Source organism: Leifsonia sp. NPDC056665, from assembly GCF_042791795.1.
Classification (GTDB): Bacteria; Actinomycetota; Actinomycetes; order Actinomycetales; family Microbacteriaceae; genus Leifsonia.
Window position 1 is genome coordinate 21160 of sequence record NZ_JBHTXK010000028.1, and the last position, 21689, is coordinate 42848.

The following is a 21689-nucleotide window of genomic DNA, read 5'->3' on the forward strand; positions in this document are numbered from 1 at the left end:
GAGGAGCTGAGGAGCCCCATGAAGGTCGCGATCCCCCGCGAGATCAAGAACAACGAATTCCGCGTGGCGATTACGCCCGCAGGTGTGCACGACCTGGTCGGAGCCGGCCACGACGTGTACGTCGAGACCGGAGCCGGAGTCGGGTCGTCCATCCCCGACGAGCTCTACATCGGTGCGGGGGCGACGATCCTCCCCGACGCGGCCACGACCTGGGCGGCGGGTGACCTCATCCTCAAGGTGAAGGAGCCGATCGCCTCCGAGTACGGCTACTTCCGCGAGGGCCTGGTGCTGTTCACGTACCTGCACCTCGCGGCCGACGAGGCGCTCACCCGCGCGCTCGTCGACGCCCGCGTCACGGCCATCGCGTACGAGACGGTCCAGCTCCCGAACCGGGCGCTGCCGCTGCTCGCCCCGATGAGCGAGGTCGCCGGCCGGCTCGCGCCCATCGTCGGCGCGAACACCATGCTCAAGCCGAACGGCGGCCCCGGCCTGCTGATCCCCGGCGTCCCCGGCACCCACCCGGCCGTCGTCACGGTGCTCGGCGGCGGCGTCGCCGGCACCAACGCGACCTCGGTCGCGGTCGGCCTCGGCGCGGAGGTGACGGTACTCGACACGAACATCGCGCGCCTGCGCGAGCTCGACGCCCTGTACGCGGGCCGGATCAAGACGATCGCCTCGAACAGCTTCGAGATCGACAAGGCCGTCACGGAGTCCGACCTCGTGATCGGCTCGGTGCTCGTCCCTGGCGCCAAGGCGCCCAAGCTCGTCAGCAACGAGCTCGTCTCGCGGATGAAGCCGGGCAGCGTGCTCGTGGACATCGCCGTCGACCAGGGCGGCTGCTTCGCCGACTCGCACCCGACCACGCACGCCGACCCCACCTTCACGGTGCACCAGTCGCTGTTCTACTGCGTGGCGAACATGCCGGGCGCGGTGCCGCACACCTCCACTTACGCGCTCACCAACGCCACGCTGCCGTACGCGCGGGCCATCGCCAACAACGGCTGGCAGGCCGCCCTGCGCGCCGACGCGTCGCTGGCGCTCGGCCTGAACGTGCACGACGGCCGCGTCACCAACGCCGGTGTCGCCGAGGCGCACGGGATCGTGGACGCTCCGCTCGCGGACGCGCTGGTCTGATCCTCACGACGTGGGCTGAGCGGGAGACCGCTCAGCTCACGTCGAACCTCAGCTGACGTCGAAGCTCAGCTGACGTCGAAGCTCAGCTGACGTCGAACCATTGGTCGCCGATGTCGACGCGGGTGCCACGCTCGACGCGGTAGCGCCGGCCGGCCTCGCACTGCCGCGCGATCCCGCCGAGCATCCGGGCCACGGTGCCATTGCCGGAGTACCGGTCGCAGATCCAGAGGTCCTCGCCCTCCAGGCCGAACTCCAGGTGGGTCTTGGAGACGCTCCTGGCCGGGTCGGAGATCGCGACGAGCTGGTCGACGTGCTCCCCCGGCTGGGTGATCGGGCGGCGGCCGACGAGGCCGCTGCCGCGCACCTCCACCGACTCCCCCGTCGAGAAGCTCAGCCGGTAGATGCGCACGCGCGCGGCCGGAGGCGCGGGAGGCGCGCTGTCGAGCGACACGATGTCGATCGCCTCGGTCGGCGGCAGGCCGTCCTCGTCCAGCTCGACGTCGCCGGGGAACCGCCCCGCGACCGCGGGCTTCGAGCGCCCGGCAGGCGGCTTGGCGAGCGGCGGGACGATGGAGGTGTCGGAGGGCCGGGAGTCGGCCATCTCGGGAGGCCGCACGCGCGTGGCCGTCACCGAGCTTCCGCAGTTGCCGCAGAACAGCGTCCCGTCCTTCAGCTCGGCCCCGCACACCCGACACGTCATCGCCTGCTCGTCCTCTCGCCCGTCCCCCCACGGTATCCGAGGGAGCGCAGCGAGACCGCCGCGAGCCACCGCTTCCACCGCGTGTCGCGCCGATCGAGCTGGCTGCGGAGATCGTCGACCGCCTTCCAGACCGTGTCGGCCTCCTCGCGGCTGGGCGCCAGCGGGCTGAACACCGCGCGGTCGGCGACCTGCGCGAGCGCCGCCGCCCTGGTGCCGCCGATGGTGGTGGCGAACTCGAGGCGCGTCGCGGCAGGCGGCCGGTGGTAGCCGTGGTCGACGGCGGCGTCGGCGAACTCGCGCCAGCCGCCGACGATCCGCTCGGCCGATGTCGGCGCCGACCTCCGGAGCGACCGTCTGCGCCACTTGGCCGCGATGACGGCGAGGAACGGCGCTGCGATCAGCGCGACGACGAGCAGCGTCCAGCCGACGACGCTCAGGATCGCCAGCAGCGCCTCCAGCACCGGGTTGGGCGCAGGCGGGTTGGTGCTGTCGACCTGCGCGTTCGGCGGCTCCTCGTTCTGCTGGGGCGTGTCGTCGATCGGCGGCTGCACGTTCGTCTGCGGACGGGAGATCTCCGTCGGCTGCTGCGGCTGCTTCGGCGGGACGGTGCGCACCGGCGGCGTCGGGTCGACCGTGACCCAGCCCGTCGTGGTCTGGACCTCGATCCACGCCGACGCGTCCGAGCCGAGGAAGGTGACAGGCCCCCGCGCGTCGGCGGGCGCGACGAACCCCATCACCACGCGGGCGGGGAAGCCGAGCTGACGGGCCATCAGCGCGGCCGTGACCGCGTACTGCTCCTGGTCCCCCAGCATCGGCACATCGGTCAGCAGCTCGGTGATCCGGTCGGCGCCGTGACCGGAGCGGCTCGCCGGTTCGCTCGTGCCGACGCCGTGGGAGAGGTAGCCGTCGGTCTGCAGCCCTTTCAGCGCGGCGGCGAGCTTGGGACCTGCGCCGGTGACGCCCGCGGTGTACTTCTGCAGGGTCGACTGCAGCTCGTCCGGGATGACCGTGGGGCGCGGCACCGAGTCCGACCCGGGCTCCACCTTGGCGAGCTGTTCCGCGCTCAGCTTCGGCGGCGTGACCGAGTCGGCGACGTAGGTGTCGCCGTCGTGCAGGGAGGCCATCACGGCGCCGGTGCCCGTCACGTCGTTGTAGAAGTACGCGCCGGACAGGTTCGTGCCGTGCGGGCCGTAGAACTGGATCTGCTCGAGCTGGCCGGTTCCGGGCACCCACGGACCGCGGTAGCCGCGCACGGTCACCGTGAGCTGGGTGGACTCCCCCTTCGTGCCGCTCTGGTCGAGCCGGTACGGCAGCCGCACGAACGACCCGGAGGCGCTGGAGACCGCGTCGGTGCCGACCGAGTAGGTGACGCCGTCGTAGGTGTCGAGCGTCGCGATCCGCACCCGACCGTCCGCGGGCAGGCCGGACACGCTCAGCATGGGCTCGGAGGCCGCTGCGGGCTCGAAGTACGACCGGAACCCGGTCAACGGGCTCGGGTAGGCGCGCGGGTCGAAGGGCTGCTCGACCGCGGTCCGCACCACCTGGCGGTCGTTGGCCGGCGGCACGAGCGCCGTCGCGCCCAGGCCGGCCGCCGCCGCGACCGCGAGCATCACGGTCGCGCCCACCGCCGTCAGGACCGCCGTCGAGCCGCGCTCGCGCCGCGTCTCGACGGTGAGGCCGCTCTGCTCGCGCAGCGAGCGCACCGCGGCCGTCCTCCTGCGCAGCCGCAGCCGGATGTTCCACACCAGCAGGAGCGCGAACAGGGTGAGCACCTGCCAGAGCGGCGCCGCCGTGACCGCCGAGCCGAACGCGATCCCGGCGATCAGCACCACGACCGGCGGGATGCCGGCGAGCTCGGGGAACCGCGACCGCAGGGCGGCGCTCGTCGTGATCACCGACGCCAGCAGCACGAGGATGAACGCGGGCACGAGCAGCGCCTCGTACGACCCGACGGGCACCGAGATCGTGACGAGCTGCTTCCAGGACAGCCAGGTCCCCTGCACCAGGTCGAGGAAGCCGCCCCCGGTCGGGAGCAGGCCCCCTGCGGCCGCCAGGCTCGGCACGGCGAGCTGGACCCCTGTCGCCAGGTAGACCAGCACGAAGACCCCGGCCACGACGATGCTGGGCCAGCGGAAGGTCGCGCCGAGCACGCCGATCGCGCCGCCGAGCACCAGCGTGGCCACCAGCATCGTGATGAAGGCGCCGGACTGGTAGACCGGCCAGAACGACCACGCCGCGAGCGCCACCGCCGCCAGCGCGAACGCGGTGTCGAGCGCGGCGGAACGCCAGGGCAGCCGGCCGATCACGTCGCGAGCCGTTTCGCGAGGCTGCGCTGGAGGTCCTCCAGGTAGCCGATGGTCAGCACGCTGAGGTCGGCGACCCGGCGCAGGCTCGGCACCGCGCCCTCGTCGCACACGATCGCGACCACGTCGACGCCGAGCGGGAAATGCGCTGCCGCCGAGCGGAGCTGCGTCGCCGTCACGGTCGAGCCGCAGAGCAGGAAGGCGATGGAGATGCCCGCGGCGTCCTCGCTGGCCACCTGGGCGAGCTCGGGCAGCCGCAGCGCGGACTCCGCCGTCTCCACCCCGGCCAGGTCGTCGAGCAGCCGGCCGCGGCCGACCGTGCTGAGCCGCCTGGCGCTGAACACCACGCGCTTGGCGAAGTCGGGTGTCTCGGCGCTCGCCACCACCGAGACCGTGCGGGAGTCGAGGATCGCGCGCACGCCGAGCGAGCCGGCCGCGCTGACGGCCAGCTCGAACTCCTCGTCGGTGGCGTAGTCGGCCTCCGACAGGCTGAGCGCGACCAGGAGGTGGCTGCGGCGGGTCTCCTCGAACTGCCGCACCATGTAGCTGCCGGTCTTGGCCGTGCTCTTCCAGTGGATGTTGCGCCGCTCGTCGCCGGGCATGTACTCGCGCAAGGCGTGGAAGGCGACGTCGGACTGGGTCAGGTCGCGGGTCGGGGCGCCCTCGAGGTCGCGGACGAAGCCCGTGCTCATGCTGGGGATGGCGATGGTACGCGGGTGCACGAACAGGTCGAGCGACTCCGCCCACACCATCTCGCGGCGGAGCAGCCCGATCGGGTCGGCGCGCACGGTCCTGACCGGGCCGATCGGCACGATCCCGCGCCGGCTGGTCGGCACCACGAAGACGTCGGAATGCTCCTCGCCGCTCGCGAGGGCGGGAGCGGCGAACTCGGCGAGGCCCGCCCCGACCGGGACCTCCACCCGCACGCCGGGGAGCCGCCGCCGCACCGGGTTGCGGACCGTGACCTCCCCCGGCGCCCGGTCGCCGACGACCACGCGGTTGGTCGGGAGGGTCAGCCCGACGTCGTACGCGATCCGGCCCACGAGGTAGATCGACGCGATCAGCAGCAGGGCGACGGCCATCCAGCCCGCGACGACGGCCTCCGTCCAGCCCAGGACGTAGCCGGCCACCAGCGCGAGCACCGTCACGACGAACATCGACCAGCCGAGCGGGGTGATCACCGCGCCGAGCGCGCGCGCGGCCGACGCAACGGCCCGGCCTGCGACGGAGGCGGTGCGGACCACCCACACGATGGCGTCCGCGAGCGCGCCGTCGCGCTCGCCGACGATCCGGGCCCGCGCGTTGGTGAGCTCGACCTGGGTGCGGGTGATGGTGCTGGTCACACGGCGGCCCGATCGCTGGGCGGCGGCACCTCGATGAGGAGCTGGCCGACGACGCTGGAGGCCGTGACGCCCTCGAACTCGGCCTCCGGGTCGAGCACCAGGCGGTGCGCGAGCACGGGCTCGGCCAGGGCCTTCACGTCGTCCGGGGTCACGTAGTAGCGGCCGGACGCCGCCGCGAGCGTCTTGCTCGCCCGGACGAGCGCGAGCGCGCCGCGCACGCTGACGCCGAGCCGGATCTCGTCGGCCGAGCGGCTGGCGTCGACCAGCCGGGAGACGTAGTCGTTGATGGTCGGGTCCACGTGCACGCTGCGCGCCAGGTCCGCCATCTCGGTGACGGTCTCGGCCGAGATGACCTCGGGTACGACGATCTCGTGCGCCCGCCGCTCGGCGCCCTCCAGGATGCGGAGGGTGGCCTCGTGGTCCGGGTAGCCGATCGACGCCTTCATGAGGAAGCGGTCGAGCTGGGCCTCCGGCAGCCGGTAGGTGCCCGCCTGCTCGATCGGGTTCTGCGTCGCGATGACCATGAACGGCTCGCCGACCGGATGGCGCACGCCGTCGACGGTGACCTGCTGCTCCTCCATGACCTCCAGCAGCGCCGACTGGGTCTTGGGCGACGCACGGTTGATCTCGTCGGCCAGCACGATGTTGGCGAACACCGGCCCGCGGTGGAACTCGAACGCGCCGGTGCGCTGGTCGTAGATGTTCACGCCCGTGATGTCGCCGGGCAGCAGGTCGGGGGTGAACTGGACGCGGTTGGTCGTGCCGCGCACGCTCTCGGCCATCGCGCGGGCGAGGGAGGTCTTGCCGGTGCCGGGGAAGTCCTCCAGCAGCAGGTGGCCCTCGCTCAGCAGCGCGACCAGGGCGAGGCGGATGACGTGCGACTTGCCGAGGAGCACGCGGTCGATGTTCTGCACGAGGCGGTCGAACACGCCCGAGAACCAGCCGGCCTGCTCGGGGGTCATCGTCATGCTGTCGCCTCTCGTGGGGGTAAGCAGCGCCGCGCCTGCGCGCGGGCCGTCCTCAGTATGCCTGTCGTCGCTCATGGCATGCCTGAGGCTGGATACGGGGTGGAGTACGTGTCGCCGTTGGCGTACACCTTCACGGTGAGCGTCGGGTTCGCCGTTCCGACGGGCGCGACGCAGACCGCGGTCTGGCCGACCGGCGGCATGTCGACCTCGACATCGCCGCAGCTGTAGGTGACGCGGGTGTAACCGGCGCCGGTGGGCCAGCTCGTCCAGGAGAACGTGCCGGTCGTCGGGTCGAACCGCGCGCCGCCGATCGCGGTGCTGACGGCGACGCCCAGCGGCTTGGTGAAGTTCTGCTGGGTGCAGAGCTGGCTGCCGTCGGGGTAGGTCTCGCAGATCTGGGTGATGCTCAGCGTGAGCGGCATCCCGTAGTGCGGGCCGGACGCGCCGGCGACGGTGCCGCTCGTGCCGGTGAGCTGCCCGCTGTCGACCACCGCGCCGCCGCTGAGGAGCTGGTAGCCGATGACCGGGCTGGAGCCGCTGCCGGTCTGGTAGTCGACCGACGCCTGGTAGTCCCACGTGGTCGTGCTGCTCGGCGTCGGGCCGCTCACCGTGACGTCCCGCACCGACCCGGGCTGCAGGCGCTGCGTCGCCGAGACGACCGCGCTCGCGGTGCAGCCCTGGCCGTTGTAGGCGTAGACGACGAAGTTGTAGCTCTGGTTGGCCTGGAGCCCGGTGAAGGTGGCGCTCCCGCCCTGCGTGTGGATGAACGACGCCGACGTGGGGTCGACATGCAGCACCGGGGCGCCGGTGTCCACGCCCGTGACGCTGCAGCCGGGCGCCGCTGTGCCCTGGAAGACTCCGGCGTAGTAGTCGGTGATCGCCTTGCCGTTGGCGCCGAAGACGCTCGGCCACGACAGCGTGGCGCTCGATCCGTCCGCGTTGTTCGGCGCCGCGGTCGGGGCCGTCCCGGTCAGGACCGGCGCGCCGGCGGGCACACCGCTGCCGGAGGTCTGGTTCCAGGTCGTCCTGCCCTGGTAGAAGGCGTTACGGCTCGACACCGAGAAGGCGATCGCCGCGCCGTTCGCGATCCCCGGATCCGTGACGTTCAGGGCGTAGCTGCCGCTGTCGGCCGGCCCGACCTGGACGGCGTTGGTGATGCCGCCGACGGTGACGACGTAGGAGGTGATCGGGCTGGCGCCCGGAGCGTCGGCCGGGCGGTTCCAGGTGATCCGGAGGCCGTTGTTCAGCGGGGTCGAGCTCACGTTGGCCGGGGCGTTCGGGATGACGTCCGACCAGACCGGCTCGACGTAGTTCGTCGGGTCGGACAGGCCGAGCGCGTTGCGGGCCTGCACGGCGAGCACGACGGCGTTCTGGGGTCCGTTACCGGGGGTGGTGATCGCGCACACGGTCGTCGTGCACTGCGTGGTGCCGAGGACCGCTCCGGTCGCCGCGTTCGACATGGTGACCTGGAAGCCGGTGATCGGCGAGTTGTTGAACGCGCCGGGCGTCCAGCTCAGCGTGAGGCTGCGGTCGCCGATGGCCCCGATCTGCACGTTGGAGACCGGCGCCGGGCGGTCCTGGACCGAGACGGTCACCGTCCCCCACGTGTAGCGGTCCGGGTCGTTCGTCGCGTCGGCGACCTCGTACTGCAGCGTGGTGTCCTGCGGCGCGGCCGTGCTCGACACGGTGACCTGCAGCACCGAGTTGTCCGGGCTCGGGGTGATGGAGACGCCGTCCGGGAGCGCCCCGCCCAGCCCGCGCACCGCGAGCACGCGCAGCGGCTTGCCGGGGAACGGGTTCGTCGCCTGGTCGTTCGCCAGCACGTCCACCGTCGTCGTCTGCCCGCGTGGGGCGATCACGCGGTCCGGCTGCGGACTGGCCAGCGGGCGCGTCGACGGCACGATGTTCAGGTCGATCCGGCCGGCCTGACCGGCGTTGACGGCGTCCTTGACCCCGATCGAGATCGACGGAGTGCTGCCCTTCTGGACGTCGGCGCCCACCGAGATGGTCAGTTTCTGGCCCGACAACGACAGCGAGACGCCGTCCGGCCGCGGGTTCTGGATCGAGTACTGGAGCTCGTTCTGGTCCTTCGCGTACGGGTAGCTGGTCAGCTTGGTCAGGTCGACCGTCTTGGACTGGCCCGGCTCGAAGTCGATCAGCGCCCCCGTGAACACCGGAGGCTGGTTCTCGCGCGGCGTCACGTCGATCGGCAGCACGATGGTCGCCACGTTGCCGTTCGGGTCCGTCGCGCTGCTGCCGTCCGTGACCTGGAACGAGATGCTCGCCGGGCCGAAATAGCGGCTCGTCGAGGTGTATTGGAGGGTGTCGGAGTTGACCACCAGGTCATCGCCGTTGGCGTGCGTCGCCCGCACGGTCGCCGCGTCGGTCAGCTTCACCTTCCTGCCGCCGATCGCCACGATGTAGTCGTTCAGGTGGATGGTGAGCGTCTTCTCGCTGACCACCGAGAGCTTCGGCGCCCCGCGCTTGAGCTGCGGCAGGGCGTCGTCGTACCCGGGGACGCGCACGAAGCCGTAGCCGGCGACGGACTCGTCCTCCGGGTTCGCCACCTTGAACGGGATGATCTGGCTCTTGGCCGCGATCGTCACGTGCAGGCGCTTGCCCGCCGTGACCGTCGCCGTGCCTCCGTAGCCGGGCACGACGGAGAGCTTCAGCGTCGAGACCGGCCCGTCGGCGAAGAACACGTTCGAGAGCACGTTCACGTCCACCGTGTCCCGGCCGAGGATGTCGGAGAGCCCGAGCACGGTGTCGCTCACCACCGGCCGCGCCGGCGGCGCGTTCTTGTCGACGGTGACCCGCAGGAACGCCTGGCTGGTGCCGCCCTGCTCGTTCTGGATCGTGTAGAGGAACCCGTAGGCGCCCTCCTGCTGCGGCGCGGTCACCACCACGATGTCGCCCTGGACCTTCGCCTTGGCCTTGCCGTCGAGCGAGGTGACGCCCACCACGCTCAGCGGGCTGCCGTCCGGGTCGGAGTCGTTGGCCAGCACCTGGACGTTGAGCGTCTTGCCCGGCCGGGTGGTGACATCGTCCTCGACCGCTACCGGGTTGTGCGCGCCCCCGACGCGGGGCGCGATGCCGACCCGCACGGTCCCGGTCGCGCGAGCGCCGAGCGCGTCGACGACCGCGTACGTGAACGTGTCGGTGCCTGCGGCGTAGGCGCCGGCCTGGAAGTCCATCCAGTCGGGCCCGGAGGCGACGACGGCGCCCTTCTGCGGGTTGGTCTCCTGCCCGATGAACTGCACGGAGTCGCCGTCGGGGTCGATCCCGGAGAGCGGGATGGTGATGCGCACGGTGTCGCCGGACAGGACCCGGGCGGTCACGGTCTTCGGCACCGGCGGGTTGTTGGTGGCGAGGTCGCGCTCGCGCACGGCGATGTTGACCTCCGCCGTTGCCCATTGGCCGTCCGCGCCGTACACGCGGTAGGCGGCGACGTAGTTGCCCGGCTTGGACGGCGCGAGGTACCGCAGATGGTCCCCGCTCGCGAAGAGCAGGCCGGCGCCGGCCGGCAGCGGCGTCGCGAGGGTCGGGTCGAGCGTCAGCTTGTCGCCGTCCGGCTGCACGTCGTTGGCGAGCACCGGGATGTCCACGGTGTCGTTCACCCGCACCGCCACCGAGTCGGGGACGGCGATCGGCGGCTGGTGCACGGTCAGCGCAGGGAGCTGGACGACCGTGACCGTCCCCTCCGTGTCTGCCAGGCCGTTGCTCAGCCGGTAGTGGAAGTCGACGGGCGCGGCGAGCGGGCGGGTCAGCGAGACGCGGAGGGTGCGCTGCTGCAGGATCTGGACCTTGACGCCGGTCGACGGCGCGGGGTCGGTCACCCCGGTGACCAGCAGGACGCCGCCGGAGGGGTCGATGTCGGTGGACAGCACGTCGACGTCCTGCGTCGACTGCTCGCGGATGAAGGCGGTGTGCGGCACGGCGATCGGCGTCGTGTTCGCGCCGGGCGGCGCCTTCACCTCGATGCGCACCACGCCGGTGGCCGTGATCACGCCGTCCGTGACCGAGTACTCGATGTTGTGGGTGCCGGCCTGGTCCGACGAGAACCGGAAGGTGCCGCCCTGGTAGTCCGGCGTGATCGTGGCGTCCGCCTTGGAGGGCACCGTGCTCAGCCGGACGACGCCGTTGCCGCCGCGGACGTGGTCGAGCGGGCGGACGGTCGTCTCCTGGCTCTGGTAGGCCACGACGGCGAACGGGTCGGCGATGATCGGCACCTGCCCCGGCGGCTGCACGGTGACGGCGAGCTGGCCCGTCCCCTCCGCGCGGCCGTCGGAGAGCGTGAGCGCGACGTCCTTGAGCCCGCCGCCCTGACCGTGGTCGGAGTAGGCGACCTGGCCCTGCGGCGTGAAGGTCACGGTGTCGGGCGCGGGCACCGACGCGGCGGCGAGGAAGAACGGGTCGCCGTCGGGGTCGTAGCACTCGCTGAGCGTCGACGTCGTGACCCGGCCGCCCGCCTGCACGACCGCCTTGGCCGGCCGGACGCAGACCGGGGGCGAATTCTCCTCCGGGGTGCGGACGGTCACCGTGACGTGCGCGGTCGCCGTCCCGCCGCGGCCGTCCGAGATCGTGTAGTCGAAGCCGATCGACCCGCTCGCCGTCGCTGGCAGGGTGATCTGCAGGAGCTGGTCGGAGTTGGTCAGCTCGATCGTGCCCTGGCTCGCCGGGATCGCGGTGAACGAGTCGATCGTGAGCACGTCGCCGTTCGGGTCGTAGTCGTTGAGCAGCACCGGCAAAGGGGTCACCCGGCCGGGGCGCGCGCCGAACTGGTCGTCCACCGCGACCGGCGGCTGCTCCTGCTTGGCGTACTGCGGCGTGGTGTCCTGCTTGGACTGGTCCACCAGCTCCTGCGTCGTCTTCTTCGCGACCAGGTCGTCCCAGTTGTCGATGCGCGTGTTCCCGCTCTGCACGGCCCACGAGACGCCGGACCTGGCGTCGTTGAGGACCACCCGGTCGCGGTTCACCCGGAACGCCAGCACGGCGCCGGAGGGCACCTGGCTCAGCGTGCTGCGCGTGCCGGCGGACGGCGTCGAGCAGGTGCGCCAGGCCGCGCCCGAGTTCCAGGCCGTGTACACGCAGCCGCCGACGACCACGGGCGCTGCCGGGGCTCCCGACACCGTGCCGAGCACCCGCTGGGGCGCCGTCCCGTCGAGCGGGACGCGGATCAGGCCGCTGCCGGTCGCGATCCAGACCGCGGTGCCGTCGGACGACGGCGCCTGGAGGATCGGGTCGGAGTCCTGGCCGAGCGCCGCCGCGAGGTCGATCGCGCGGCCGGACACCCAGAGCGTCTTCTCGTCGGGGTCGAAGAGCGCCCACTGGCCGCCGGCCGAGGTGAGCTGGACGTGCGCGCCCGTCCCCCGCGACGGCACCTTCTCCGAGGAGGTCGCGGGCTGCTGCCCGCCGAGGTCCACGCGCACCATGTTGCGCGTGCCCGGCTGGTAGGCGAACAGCACACCGGAGGGGTCCATCGCGCCGACCGCGCGGCCGCCCAGGTCCATCGTCGGCGCCGAGCCGGAGTTGAACTGCTCGAGCTGCGACACCGAGGTCAGCCAGAGCTGGCCCGTGGTCTGCGAGAGCATCGCGACGCTGTCGCCCGCGACGGCGACCTGCGGCGACCGCGGCGGCAGCGCCACCGACTTGCCCGCCTGCGCGGTCGCCGGGTCGACGACGGCCGCGGTGTTGGCCTCCTTGTCGAGCAGCAACACGTTCTGGCCGTCCTGGACCACGTCGAGCGCCTCGCCGGTGCCCGGCACGATCGAGTTGAGCGAGTCGATCTGCGTGTTCGCCCGGCCGAGGGCCTTCTTGGCGTCGCTGGCCACCCACACCGCCGCGTCGTTGAGCTGCAGGTGCTGGGCGCTGTAGCCTCCCGACACCACTGCGAGCGTCGCGACGACAGCCGCGACCACGGTCCCGCTCAGGGCGGTGGCCGCGATCGACTTGTGGGCCAGGAGCCAGGCGCGGATCATGGCGAGCCGGTCCTCTGGACGCACTTCTGGCCGCTCGGCGACCCGGTCTTGCCGTCGCGGTTCACCGTGACGGTGACGCACACCGTCTGGCCTGCCTTCGCGTCGACCCGGAACTCGGTCGCGCGCTGACTGCTCGGCGGCTGGTCGTCGACCGTCACCTGGTAGCTGTCACTGCTCTCCAGCCCCGGATCGCTCCAGGTGAAGACGATGGTGCCCTGGCTGACCCGGCCGCTCAGGTCGCGCACGGTCGGGATGTCGCCGGAGGCGTTCGCCCGCACCAGCACGAACGTCGCCGTGATGGCGAGCACCACGACGAGGACCGCGCACGCGACCAGGGCGCCGATGAGCGCGCGCGAGAGCCGGGCGGGCGGCGCGGGCGGGATCGTCGGCGAGCTGCCCGCGCTCTCCCTGACATCCGTGCGGGTGGGCGCCCTGGTCGCCCCGGCCGGCACGGGCGCGGCACGGCGACGGCGACGCCTGGCGGCGCCTGGGTCGACGGCGAGGACGCCCTTGACGCGCGTGCGCTCCTCCGGGTCGTCGGCCGTGGCCAGCGCCCAGTCGTCCATCGCGACCTCGATCGGCGTCTGCGGCAGCCCGAGCTCGGCCTCCACCGACTGCAGCTCGCGGATCAGCTCCAGGGCGCTGCGCTGCCGCGCCGACGGCTTGCGCGACATCGAGCGCATCAGGATCTGCTCGAGCCGCGGCGGCACGTCGGGGCGGCCGATCGGCTGCGGGCGGCCCTTGGTGATGCGCTGGATCAGCTCGGCGGAGGTGTTCTCCTTGCCCGGCTGCTCGAACGGCGAGCGCCCGGCCAGCAGCGAGTAGATCGTCGCGCCGAGGGACCACACCTCGCTGGCGACGGCGCCGCTGGTCTCGTCGAGGAGCACCTCAGGGGCCGACCACGGGATGGAGAGGCCGATCGCCTCCGTCACGTCCGCCTCGCTGAGCGTCGCCGCGATGCCGAAGTCGCTGAGCACCGGGTGGCCGTAGGCGGTGGTGAGGATGTTGGAGGGCTTGATGTCGCGGTGCAGCACCCCTGCGCGGTGCGCCGTCTCGACCGCGCTCGCGATCCGGACGCCGATGCTCAGCACCTCGGGCACCGGCAGCGGGTCGGAGCGGTAGCGCTGGCCGATGGCGGAGGAGCACAGCTCCATCACCAGGTAGGGCCGGCCGTCCGCGGAGACGCTCGCCTGGTACACCGTGAGGATCGAGGGGTGCGTGCTGAGCTGGGCCATCAGGTTGGCCTCGGCCTGGAACATCTGCTTGACCTGGCTGGTGACCACCTCGGCGAGCATGACCTTGACCGCGACCTGCCGGCGCGGCATGTTCTGCTCGTAGAGGAACACGTCGGCGAAGCCGCCCGAACCGAGCACCCTGACGTAGGAGAAGCCAGGGAGGTTCGGCGGCTGTGAAGGCAAGCGCCGAGCCAAGCAGCTCCTCCCGTCATCGGCCGTGCGCGTTCGCGAGGGCGAAGGCGTTTGTCAATTGTAGGCAGCCGCCACAGTGCCCCAGGGGGCCGGGACCCCCACTGGGGCCATCTCCGTTACCCCCAACTCGGGGGCCAAATCGCCTCTCGGCGACCCCCGTGGAGGGGCCGGCCGTCAGTGCCGGCGGGCCGCCCTGCGCGGGGATCCCTCGCGGTGCGAACCGCTCTCGGGGGTGGCCAGCACGTCGACCACGACCACGGTCACGTTGTCGCGCCCGCCGTTGCCGAGCGCGGCGTCCATGAGCTGCTGCGCGGCGTCTAGCGGGGAGGCGCCCTCACCGAGGTAGTACCGGATGCCGTGCTCGGTGAGCTCCTTGGTGAGCCCGTCCGAGCAGACCAGCAGTCGGGAGCCGGCGACGATCGGGAACAGGAAGTAGTCGGGAACCGGGTCCTCGTTGAACCCGACCGCGCGCGTGATCACGTTGCTGTGCGGGTGCACCTCCGCCTCCGCCGGCGTGATCGCCCCGGCGTCGAGCAGCTCCTGGACGATCGAGTGGTCGACGGTGAGCTGCTCCAGCGTGCCGTCGCGGAAGCTGTACACGCGCGAGTCGCCGATGTTGAAGACGAGCCAGTACGGCGACCCGTCCGACAACGTGAGCGCGATGCCCGTGACGGTGGTGCCCGTGCCGAGGTCGGTCTGCCCGACGCCGCGGCCCATGTCGTCCACCGCGTCGCGCAGCGCCTCGGTCAGCGAGGTCTCCGTGACGAAGTCGACCCTGACCTTCTCGGCCAGCCGGGTCACGACCGCGGTGCTGGCGAAGTCGCCCGCGGTGTGGCCGCCCATGCCGTCGGCGACCGCGAAGATCGGCGAGCGCGCCAGGAGGCTGTCCTCGTTGACGCTGCGCCGGTAGCCGGTGTCGGACAGCGCCGCCCAGGACAGGCTGATGCGTGCGTCTGCGCCGCCCGGCACGACCACGGTGTGGCGCCGGTTGGTGCGACCGATCTGGGTCACTCGCGTCCTTCTTCTCGACGGTCCGCTTCCGGCAGCGGCCGCGGGGCCCCCGTGGTGCCGCCTGCCGGGAGGGCGGTAATCTCGATGATATTACCGTCGCCGATCTCCACAACCGTTCCGGGAAGAACGACCGTGGACTCCCCCTGACGCAGCCGGTCGGCGGTGCCGCCCGGCCGGTGGACGCGAGTGCCGTTCGTCGAGCGCAGGTCGGTGACGACCACGGCGTCCCCCGACTGCTCGATGCGCACGTGCGTGGAGGACACCTCCTGCTCGGGCGACTGAACCGCCACGAGGCGCGGCGCGACGCCCGACTCGACCCGCTGGAGCGCGGGCTTCCGGCCGATCACGATCGGCACGTCAAGCTCCATGATGTCCCCCGGGACGACGCGGACGGCGAAGCGCTGCGGCCGCGGCACGGCCTCCGCGCCGCCGGCCGGCGTCGGGATCGCACCGGGAACCGGCGCCCGGCCGACTCCGGGCGTGTCGCGCAGGTCCGGACGCTCGGTCGCGGCTCCCGGCTCCTCGATGTCGATCGCGCCCGGCAGCTCGTGCGCGACGGGGACGGGCTGCACGATGGGCGCGGCCTCCGGCGACTCGGCGAGCCCGGCGGTGGCCGGGACGTCCGGCTCGTCGGCGTGCGAGAACAGGCTGGAGCTGCGGTTGCGCGAGCGGATGATCGTCTCGTCCAGCTCGGAGTTGGGCTCCCCGGCGCCGGCGTCCTCGGCCGGCTGCGGCCTCCGGTCGGCGGTGCGCTCGACGCGCTCGAGCGGCGTGCTCGACCAGGTGAGCAGTTCGCCGTCCACGACGCCGAGGCCGAGGGGCAGGGAGCCGATCGACACCCGGGCGACCGAGCCGGTGGGGAGGTCGTCGCCGCCGACCGCGAGCCCGGTGACATTGCGGAACTCCGCGAGCACCCACGGCTGTACGCCGCCCGACCCGAACCGCCGTGCACCGCCGACCGAGTAGATGTCGAGCGCGGCCGACCCGCGGACCACGGCCGTGACGGTGATCTCGCCGCCGGCGTTCGGCTCGCCGAGCTCGGCCACCGCGAACGAGCGCACGCTGTCCGGCCCAGCGAGCGGGAATGCGCCGACGACCGACTCGATCGTGGCGAGGTCGGAGTCGGCCAGCCACCACACCGCGTCGACGATGCTGTCCGCGGCCGTGCTCTCCACGCAGGCGACGAACCGGCGGCCGGCGATCAGCAGCCAGCGCGACGGGCCGGCGGTCGGGGCGTAACGGGTGAAGCCGGGAGTCACCGCGGTTCCTCCTGGTCGACGATGGACCGGGGCTGCTCCCCGATGCAGGACGTACTGGTCGTTCCGATGTTAGACCAGGCCCGATGCCAGTCCAGCCCCGATGCCAGACCAGCCCCGACGTCAGACCAGGCGGAACGGGGTGCCGACGCACCGCACTGCGCCCTCCGCTTTCCCGACCACATCGCCGACCAGCACCGCCGGGTCGGTGGAGACCATCGCGCGGCCGGCCTCGTTGACCAGCACGACCGGGCGTCCAGCGGCGAGCATGGCGGGCAGCAGCTCGCGCTCCAGCCGCTTGACGTAGACGTCCACGCCGACGACGCCGATCATCCGGCCGTCCCGCTCCACGGGCGAGGTGACCGTGACGATGTAGTCGCACGCGCACAGGTGGTCGACGTACGGGCCGGTGATGTGGGTGCGGTGCGTGGACTGCGGGATGCTGTACCACTCCAGCGAGCGGAAGTCGCGCAGGTAGTCGGAGTACGACCGGGAGGCCAGGTCGAGCCGGCTCGGCTCGGTCGTGGAGCCGAAGACCGGGTTCTCCTCCAGCGGACCGAGCCACCAGGAGAAGTGCAGGTCGTCGCCGCCGGTGAACGCGGGGGCGGCGATGAACCCGGCTCCGACCAGCAGCGGGTCGTCCTCCTGCAACAGCGGGATGACCAGCGCGCCGACGGTCGCGTCGAGAGCTGCTGGGGCGGTCCCGGTGTCCGCGCTCTCCTCCCCGAGGATGGCGTCGCGCCAGCCGGCCAGCGAGCCCTGGATGCGCGCGAACAGCGCGCTCACCCGCTCGGCCGCGACCGCGACGCCTGCGCTGGTCTCCGTCCCGACGACGTCAGCCATCGATCGTCCCTCCCGTCTCGATCCGCGCCTTCGCGGACAGCAGCCAGCGGGCGACGCCCGCCAGCAGCGCACTGATCTCGGCCCTGGCCACGCCGCCGTCCCCCGCCGCGACCGCGTCCGCGATCACGCGCGCGGAGTCGGCCGTCCCTGCACGCAGTTCCGCGTCGCGCATCCCGAGCCAGAGCAGCGGGCCGAACTCGGCCTGCAACCGGATCTGCTCGCGCACCAGCCGGGTCGACTGGCTGAGCACGGCGAGCTCCAGCAGGAAGCCGCCCGCGTTGCGGCGCGCGGCGGCCGCGCCGGAGAAGTCGGCGGCGTCCAGCCAGGCCGCCAGCCGCGCGTCGTCGGCGGCGGTCGAGCGCTCGGCCGCGCGATCCGCGCAGCCCGCCGCGATGGCCGTCACGTAGACGGCGAGGTCGCCCAGCTCCACCTGCGAAAGTCCGCGCAGCCGGGTAGCGAGCAGCGCCTCGTCGCCGTCTCCCGGGTGGACGACGAAGGAGCCGCCGTCCCGTCCGCGCCGGGTCTCGACGAGTCCGGCCTCGCGCAGCATCCCGAGTCCCTCGCGCGCCGTCACCAGGGCGACGCCGAAGCGGCGGGCGAGCTCGGCCTCGCTGGGCAGCCGCTCCCCCGGGGTCAGCACGCCGAGGACGATCGCGTCGGCGAGGCGCCGGGCGACCTGCTCGGCGCGGCCCGCGTCGGAGAGCTGCGCGAAGACCGCGTCCCGCGCCCCTGGCGCCGGCCGGGTCGTTCCGGCAGCATCACGAGTGGAGGTGGTCACGCCTCCCACGATAACCCGATCCAATCATCCGATATAGGATGAATTACCGACGGCTCGTGTGGGCGACCGTCCGAGCGAAGGAGCGAGCATGGCCGACGGCATCCTCTCCGGCCTGCGCGTCGCCGACTTCTCCCGGGTCCTCGCCGGCCCGTACGCGACGATGACGCTCGCCGACTTCGGCGCCGACGTTGTCAAGATCGAGAGCCCGGCCGGCGACGACACCCGGTCCTGGCGGCCTCCCGTGGACGAGGCGGGCGAGTCCACCTACTTCGGCGCGGTCAACCGCAACAAGCGCTCGGTGGTCTGCGACCTCGCCACGCCGGAGGGCCTCGCCGCCGCGCGCGCCCTCGCCGAGACCGCCGACGTCGTGGTGGAGAACTTCCGCCCGGGGGTGATGGAGCGGTTCGGGCTGGACGAGGACAGCCTCCGCCCCGCCAACCCCGGGCTGATCTACTGCTCGATCACCGGCTTCGGGCGGGCGGAGGGCGCCGGCCTGCCGGGCTACGACCTCCTCGTACAGGCGGTCGGCGGCCTGATGAGCATCACGGGAGCGCCGGACGGCGAGCCCAGCAAGGTCGGCGTCGCGCTCGTGGACGTGCTCACCGGGCAGAACGCGCTCGCCGGGATCCTGCTCGCCCTGCGCGAGCGGGAGCGCACCGGCCTCGGATCGCGGGTCGACGTCGACCTGCTCGGCTCCCTGCTCGCCGCCCTCACCAACCAGGCGTCGAGCACGCTCGCCACCGGCCGCTCCCCCGGCCGGCTCGGCAACGCGCACCCGAGCATCGCGCCGTACGAGCTGTTCCGGGCGGCCGACCGGGAGCTTGTGCTCGCGGTGGGCAACGACAGGCAGTTCGCCGCGTTCGCCGCCGCAATCGGCCTCCCGGAGCTCGCGGCCGACCCCCGCTTCGCGACCAACGAGGAGCGCGTGCACAATCGCGCCGCGCTGCGGGCCGTGCTAGAGCCCGTGCTCGCCGGGCGTACCGCGGCCGACTGGGTGGCCGTGTTCGGCGCGGCGCGCGTCCCGGCCGGGCTCGTCAACAGCGTCGGCGAGGCGTTCGCGTTCGCGGACTCCCTCGGGCTCGACCCAGTGTCGACCACCACCGACCGGGCGACCGGGCGCACCTCACGCCAGCCCGCGACGCCCATCCGCCTGAGCACGTCGCCCGCCGTGCACCGCACCCCGCCGCCGCTGCTCGGCGCGCACGAACCCCAGTGGCTGGACGCCGTCCGCCCGTCCACCGAAAGGACCACCCGATGACCACGCAGACCCGCGCCTCCGCCGCCTCCGCACTCGACGAGGCGTTCAGCATCGACCACCTGTTCACCGACGACGAGCTGCGCTGGCGCGACGCCGCCCGGCGCTTCGCGGTCGAACGGATCGCGCCGGTGATCGAGCAGGACTTCGAGGACAAGCACTTCCGCCGCGAGTTCGTCGCAGAGCTCGGCGCCCTCGGCTTCCTGGGCATGCACCTGAAGGACCCCGGCTGCGCGGGAGCGGGAGCGGTCGCCTACGGGCTGGTCTGCCACGAGCTGGAGGCCGCCGACAGCGGCTGGCGCACCTTCGTCTCGGTGCAGGGCTCGCTCGCCATGAGCGCCATCTCCAAGTTCGGCTCCGACGAGCAGAAGGCCGAGTGGCTGCCGGCGATGGCCCGCGGCGAGCGCATCGGCTGCTTCGCCCTCACCGAGCCGCAGGGCGGCAGCGACCCCGCCGCGATGAGCACCACCGCGCGGCGGGACGGCGACGACTGGGTGATCGACGGCGCCAAGCGCTGGATCGGCCTGGCGGCGCTCGCCGACGTGGCGGTCGTCTGGGCGGCGACCGAGGAGGGCGTGCGCGGCTTCGTGGTGCCGACCTCCACGCCCGGCTTCGCCGCGACCGCGATCGACGGCAAGCTCTCCATGCGGGCGTCGGTGCAGTGCGACATCGTCCTGGACGGCGTGCGCGTCCCCGCTTCGGCGATGCTGCCGGGCGCGCGGGGCCTGTCCGGTCCGTTCTCCTGCCTCAACGAGGCCCGCTTCGGGATCGTCTGGGGTGCGATGGGCGCCGCCCGCTCGTGCCTGGAGGTCTCCATCGAGCGCGCGACGACCCGGGAGGTGTTCGGCCGGCCGATCGGCGCGACCCAGCTCATCCAGCAGAAGCTCGCCGACATGCTGGTCGAGTACGAGAAGGGGATGCTGCTCGCCCTGCACCTCGGCCGGCTGAAGGAGGCGGGCCGGCTCACCCCGACCCAGATCAGCGTCGGCAAGCTCAACAGCGTGCGGGAGGCGCTCGCCATCGCACGCGAGGCCCGCACCATCCTCGGCGGCGACGGCATCACCAGCGAGTTCCCGGTCATGCGGCACATGGCCAACCTGGAGTCGGTACGCACCTACGAGGGCACGGACGAGATCCACACGCTGGTGCTCGGGCGGGCGCTGACCGGGCTGGCGGCGTTCTGATGGGCGACGTCACCGCTGCTGCCGCCGCCGCAGCCCTCCTCCCCACCACCCGCGAGGAACGCGCGGCCTGGCTCGACGCCCTCGCCGCCGCCCTCGAACGCGACCGCGCCGGTCTGGTCGCCCTCGCCGCCGAGGAGACCCACCTCTCCGAGGCGCGCCTCGACGGCGAGGTCACCCGCACCGCCGCGCAGCTCCGCTTCTTCGCGGGCGTGGTGCGGGAGGGCGGCTACCTGGAGGCCACACTCGACTCCCCCGACCCGTCGCTCATCCCGCCGCGCCCCGACCTCCGCCGGATGCTGCGGCCGCTCGGCCCGGTGGCCGTCTACACGTCCTCCAACTTCCCGTTCGCGTTCTCGGTGCTCGGGAACGACACGGCGTCGGCGCTCGCCGCGGGCTGCCCGGTGATCGTGAAGGCGCATCCCGGTCACCCCCGGCTGTCCCGCCGCACCGCGGAGCTTGCCTTGTCGGTGCTGCCCGCGGGCTGGTTCGCGCTGGTGGAGGGGATGGAGGCCGGCGTCGCGCTCGTGCAGCATCCCGCTATCCGTGCGGCCGGGTTCACCGGCTCGGAGCGCGGTGGGCGCGCGCTGTTCGACCTCGCGTCCTCCCGGCCGGACCCGATCCCGTTCTACGGGGAGCTGGGCAGCGTCAACCCTGTGGTCGTGACGCGTGCGGCGGCCCGCGAGCGTGCGGGCGACATCGGCGCGGGCCTCGTCGGCTCCTTCACGCGCGACGCCGGGCAATACTGCACCAAGCCCGGCCTCGTGTTCGTCCCGTCCGGCAAGGGCGTGGACGACGCCGTGAGCGCCGCGCTCGGCTCGGCTCCGACCTCCCGCCAGCTCACCGACGGGATGAGCGCGACGTACGTGTCGGCCGTCGAAGAGTTCGCAGGCGACGACGCCGTGACGGTGCTGCTCGGCCGCGACGAGCCGGGAGCCTCCGTCCCCGCGGTCGCCCTCACGGACGCGGCGGCCTTCCTCGCGGAGCCTGCCGTGTTCCTGGAGGAGCACTTCGGACCGTCGACGGTGCTGGTCTCGTACCGGGACGACGAGCTGCCCGCGCTGGTCGCCGCCCTGCGGCCGTCGCTCACTGCCACCATCCACCGCGGCACGGACGAGGACGTCACCGCGCTCGCCCGTCTGCTCGCCTCCGTCGCGGGCCGCCTCCTGTTCGACGGCTGGCCCACCGGCGTCGCGATCGGCTGGGCTCAGCACCACGGCGGCTCCTGGCCGGCGACCACGGCGAGCGTCCACACCTCGGTCGGCGCGACCGCGATCCGCCGCTGGCTGACGCCGATCGCCTACCAGGACGCCCCGCAGGACGTCCTCCCGCCCGAGCTCCGCGACGGCAACCCGCTGGCCATCCCCCGCCGCGAGTCCTGACCGCGCCACCTATCTGACAGGACATGCCGCGTGGCCAGGCGCGCACGCGGCATGTCCTGTCAGTTCGTTCGCGCGCCCGGCCGGCCAAACGAGATGACAGGACACGCCGCCTGGCCGGGTGGCCAGGCGG

At 72.8% G+C, this 21689-nt stretch carries 14 protein-coding genes; 4 read left to right on the forward strand and 10 right to left on the reverse strand.

The window, feature by feature from the left end; all coding sequences use genetic code 11:
• The first annotated feature begins 18 nt into the window (after positions 1 to 18).
• On the forward strand, positions 19 to 1134 hold the full coding sequence (gene ald, locus ACFQ9V_RS18500; RefSeq protein WP_370053511.1) for an alanine dehydrogenase: 1116 nt from the start codon (positions 19 to 21) through the stop codon (positions 1132 to 1134).
• A gap of 82 nt (positions 1135 to 1216) precedes the next feature.
• Here ald and ACFQ9V_RS18505 read toward each other — a convergent pair whose 3' ends face one another.
• From ACFQ9V_RS18505 to ACFQ9V_RS18550, 10 genes are all read right to left on the reverse strand, one after another.
• A complete protein-coding gene (locus ACFQ9V_RS18505) occupies positions 1217 to 1834 on the reverse strand; it encodes a zinc-ribbon domain-containing protein (RefSeq protein ID WP_382460583.1) in 618 nt (205 codons plus the stop codon).
• Positions 1831 to 4140, reverse strand: a complete 2310-nt coding sequence (locus ACFQ9V_RS18510; RefSeq protein ID WP_382460584.1) for a transglutaminase domain-containing protein — start codon at positions 4138 to 4140, stop codon at positions 1831 to 1833. The genes ACFQ9V_RS18505 and ACFQ9V_RS18510 overlap by 4 nt, the downstream gene beginning before the upstream one ends.
• The gene (locus ACFQ9V_RS18515) at positions 4137 to 5480 is read right to left on the reverse strand and encodes a DUF58 domain-containing protein (protein ID WP_382460585.1); all 1344 of its coding nucleotides are present in this window, start codon (positions 5478 to 5480) and stop codon (positions 4137 to 4139) included. The genes ACFQ9V_RS18510 and ACFQ9V_RS18515 overlap by 4 nt, the downstream gene beginning before the upstream one ends.
• Complete coding sequence (locus ACFQ9V_RS18520) at positions 5477 to 6448, reverse strand: AAA family ATPase (RefSeq protein WP_382460586.1); 972 nt, start codon at positions 6446 to 6448, stop codon at positions 5477 to 5479. Before ACFQ9V_RS18520 ends, ACFQ9V_RS18515 begins: the two co-directional genes overlap by 4 nt.
• Before the next feature lie 71 nt (positions 6449 to 6519).
• Entirely contained in the window at positions 6520 to 12450 is a 5931-nt protein-coding gene (locus tag ACFQ9V_RS18525; RefSeq protein WP_382460587.1) for an Ig-like domain-containing protein, read from the reverse strand.
• Positions 12423 to 13856, reverse strand: coding sequence for a serine/threonine-protein kinase (locus ACFQ9V_RS18530; RefSeq protein WP_382460588.1), 1434 nt, complete (start codon positions 13854 to 13856; stop codon positions 12423 to 12425). Before ACFQ9V_RS18530 ends, ACFQ9V_RS18525 begins: the two co-directional genes overlap by 28 nt.
• 171 nt (positions 13857 to 14027) lie before the next feature.
• Positions 14028 to 14864 (reverse strand): PP2C family protein-serine/threonine phosphatase, encoded by an 837-nt coding sequence (locus tag ACFQ9V_RS18535; protein ID WP_382460589.1) that lies wholly within the window; start codon positions 14862 to 14864, stop codon positions 14028 to 14030.
• Positions 14861 to 16123 (reverse strand): FHA domain-containing protein, encoded by a 1263-nt coding sequence (locus tag ACFQ9V_RS18540; RefSeq protein WP_382460590.1) that lies wholly within the window; start codon positions 16121 to 16123, stop codon positions 14861 to 14863. Before ACFQ9V_RS18540 ends, ACFQ9V_RS18535 begins: the two co-directional genes overlap by 4 nt.
• A gap of 120 nt (positions 16124 to 16243) precedes the next feature.
• The gene (locus tag ACFQ9V_RS18545) at positions 16244 to 16963 is read right to left on the reverse strand and encodes a cache domain-containing protein (protein ID WP_382460591.1); all 720 of its coding nucleotides are present in this window, start codon (positions 16961 to 16963) and stop codon (positions 16244 to 16246) included.
• Positions 16956 to 17741: a FadR/GntR family transcriptional regulator gene (locus tag ACFQ9V_RS18550; protein ID WP_382460592.1), complete on the reverse strand. Its 786-nt coding sequence runs from the start codon at positions 17739 to 17741 to the stop codon at positions 16956 to 16958. Before ACFQ9V_RS18550 ends, ACFQ9V_RS18545 begins: the two co-directional genes overlap by 8 nt.
• Before the next feature lie 88 nt (positions 17742 to 17829).
• On the opposite strand from ACFQ9V_RS18550, the gene ACFQ9V_RS18555 reads away from it, so the two are divergent.
• Genes ACFQ9V_RS18555 through ACFQ9V_RS18565 form a run of 3 tightly spaced genes read left to right on the forward strand, consistent with a single transcriptional unit; the run spans position 17830 to position 21559 of the window.
• Positions 17830 to 18999 carry a CaiB/BaiF CoA transferase family protein gene (locus ACFQ9V_RS18555; protein WP_382460593.1) on the forward strand — a complete coding sequence of 390 codons (1170 nt, stop codon included), beginning with the start codon at positions 17830 to 17832 and terminating at the stop codon, positions 18997 to 18999.
• On the forward strand, positions 18996 to 20180 hold the full coding sequence (locus ACFQ9V_RS18560) for an acyl-CoA dehydrogenase family protein (protein WP_382460594.1): 1185 nt from the start codon (positions 18996 to 18998) through the stop codon (positions 20178 to 20180). The genes ACFQ9V_RS18555 and ACFQ9V_RS18560 overlap by 4 nt, the downstream gene beginning before the upstream one ends.
• A complete protein-coding gene (locus tag ACFQ9V_RS18565) occupies positions 20180 to 21559 on the forward strand; it encodes an aldehyde dehydrogenase (NADP(+)) (protein WP_382460595.1) in 1380 nt (459 codons plus the stop codon). The genes ACFQ9V_RS18560 and ACFQ9V_RS18565 overlap by 1 nt, the downstream gene beginning before the upstream one ends.
• Positions 21560 to 21689 lie beyond the last annotated feature (130 nt).

Excerpts from the sequence above, each read along its gene's own strand:
- ACFQ9V_RS18555 (WP_382460593.1), top strand. The coding sequence starts at position 17,830 with ATGGCCGACGGCATCCTCTCCGGCCTGCGCGTCGCCGACTTCTCCCGG.
- ACFQ9V_RS18545 (WP_382460591.1), bottom strand. The coding sequence starts at position 16,963 with ATGGCTGACGTCGTCGGGACGGAGACCAGCGCAGGCGTCGCGGTCGCG.
- ACFQ9V_RS18520 (WP_382460586.1), bottom strand. The coding sequence starts at position 6,448 with ATGACGATGACCCCCGAGCAGGCCGGCTGGTTCTCGGGCGTGTTCGAC.
- ACFQ9V_RS18565 (WP_382460595.1), top strand. The coding sequence starts at position 20,180 with ATGGGCGACGTCACCGCTGCTGCCGCCGCCGCAGCCCTCCTCCCCACC.
- ACFQ9V_RS18560 (WP_382460594.1), top strand. The coding sequence starts at position 18,996 with ATGACCACGCAGACCCGCGCCTCCGCCGCCTCCGCACTCGACGAGGCG.
- ACFQ9V_RS18505 (WP_382460583.1), bottom strand. The coding sequence starts at position 1,834 with ATGACGTGTCGGGTGTGCGGGGCCGAGCTGAAGGACGGGACGCTGTTC.
- ald (WP_370053511.1), top strand. The coding sequence starts at position 19 with ATGAAGGTCGCGATCCCCCGCGAGATCAAGAACAACGAATTCCGCGTG.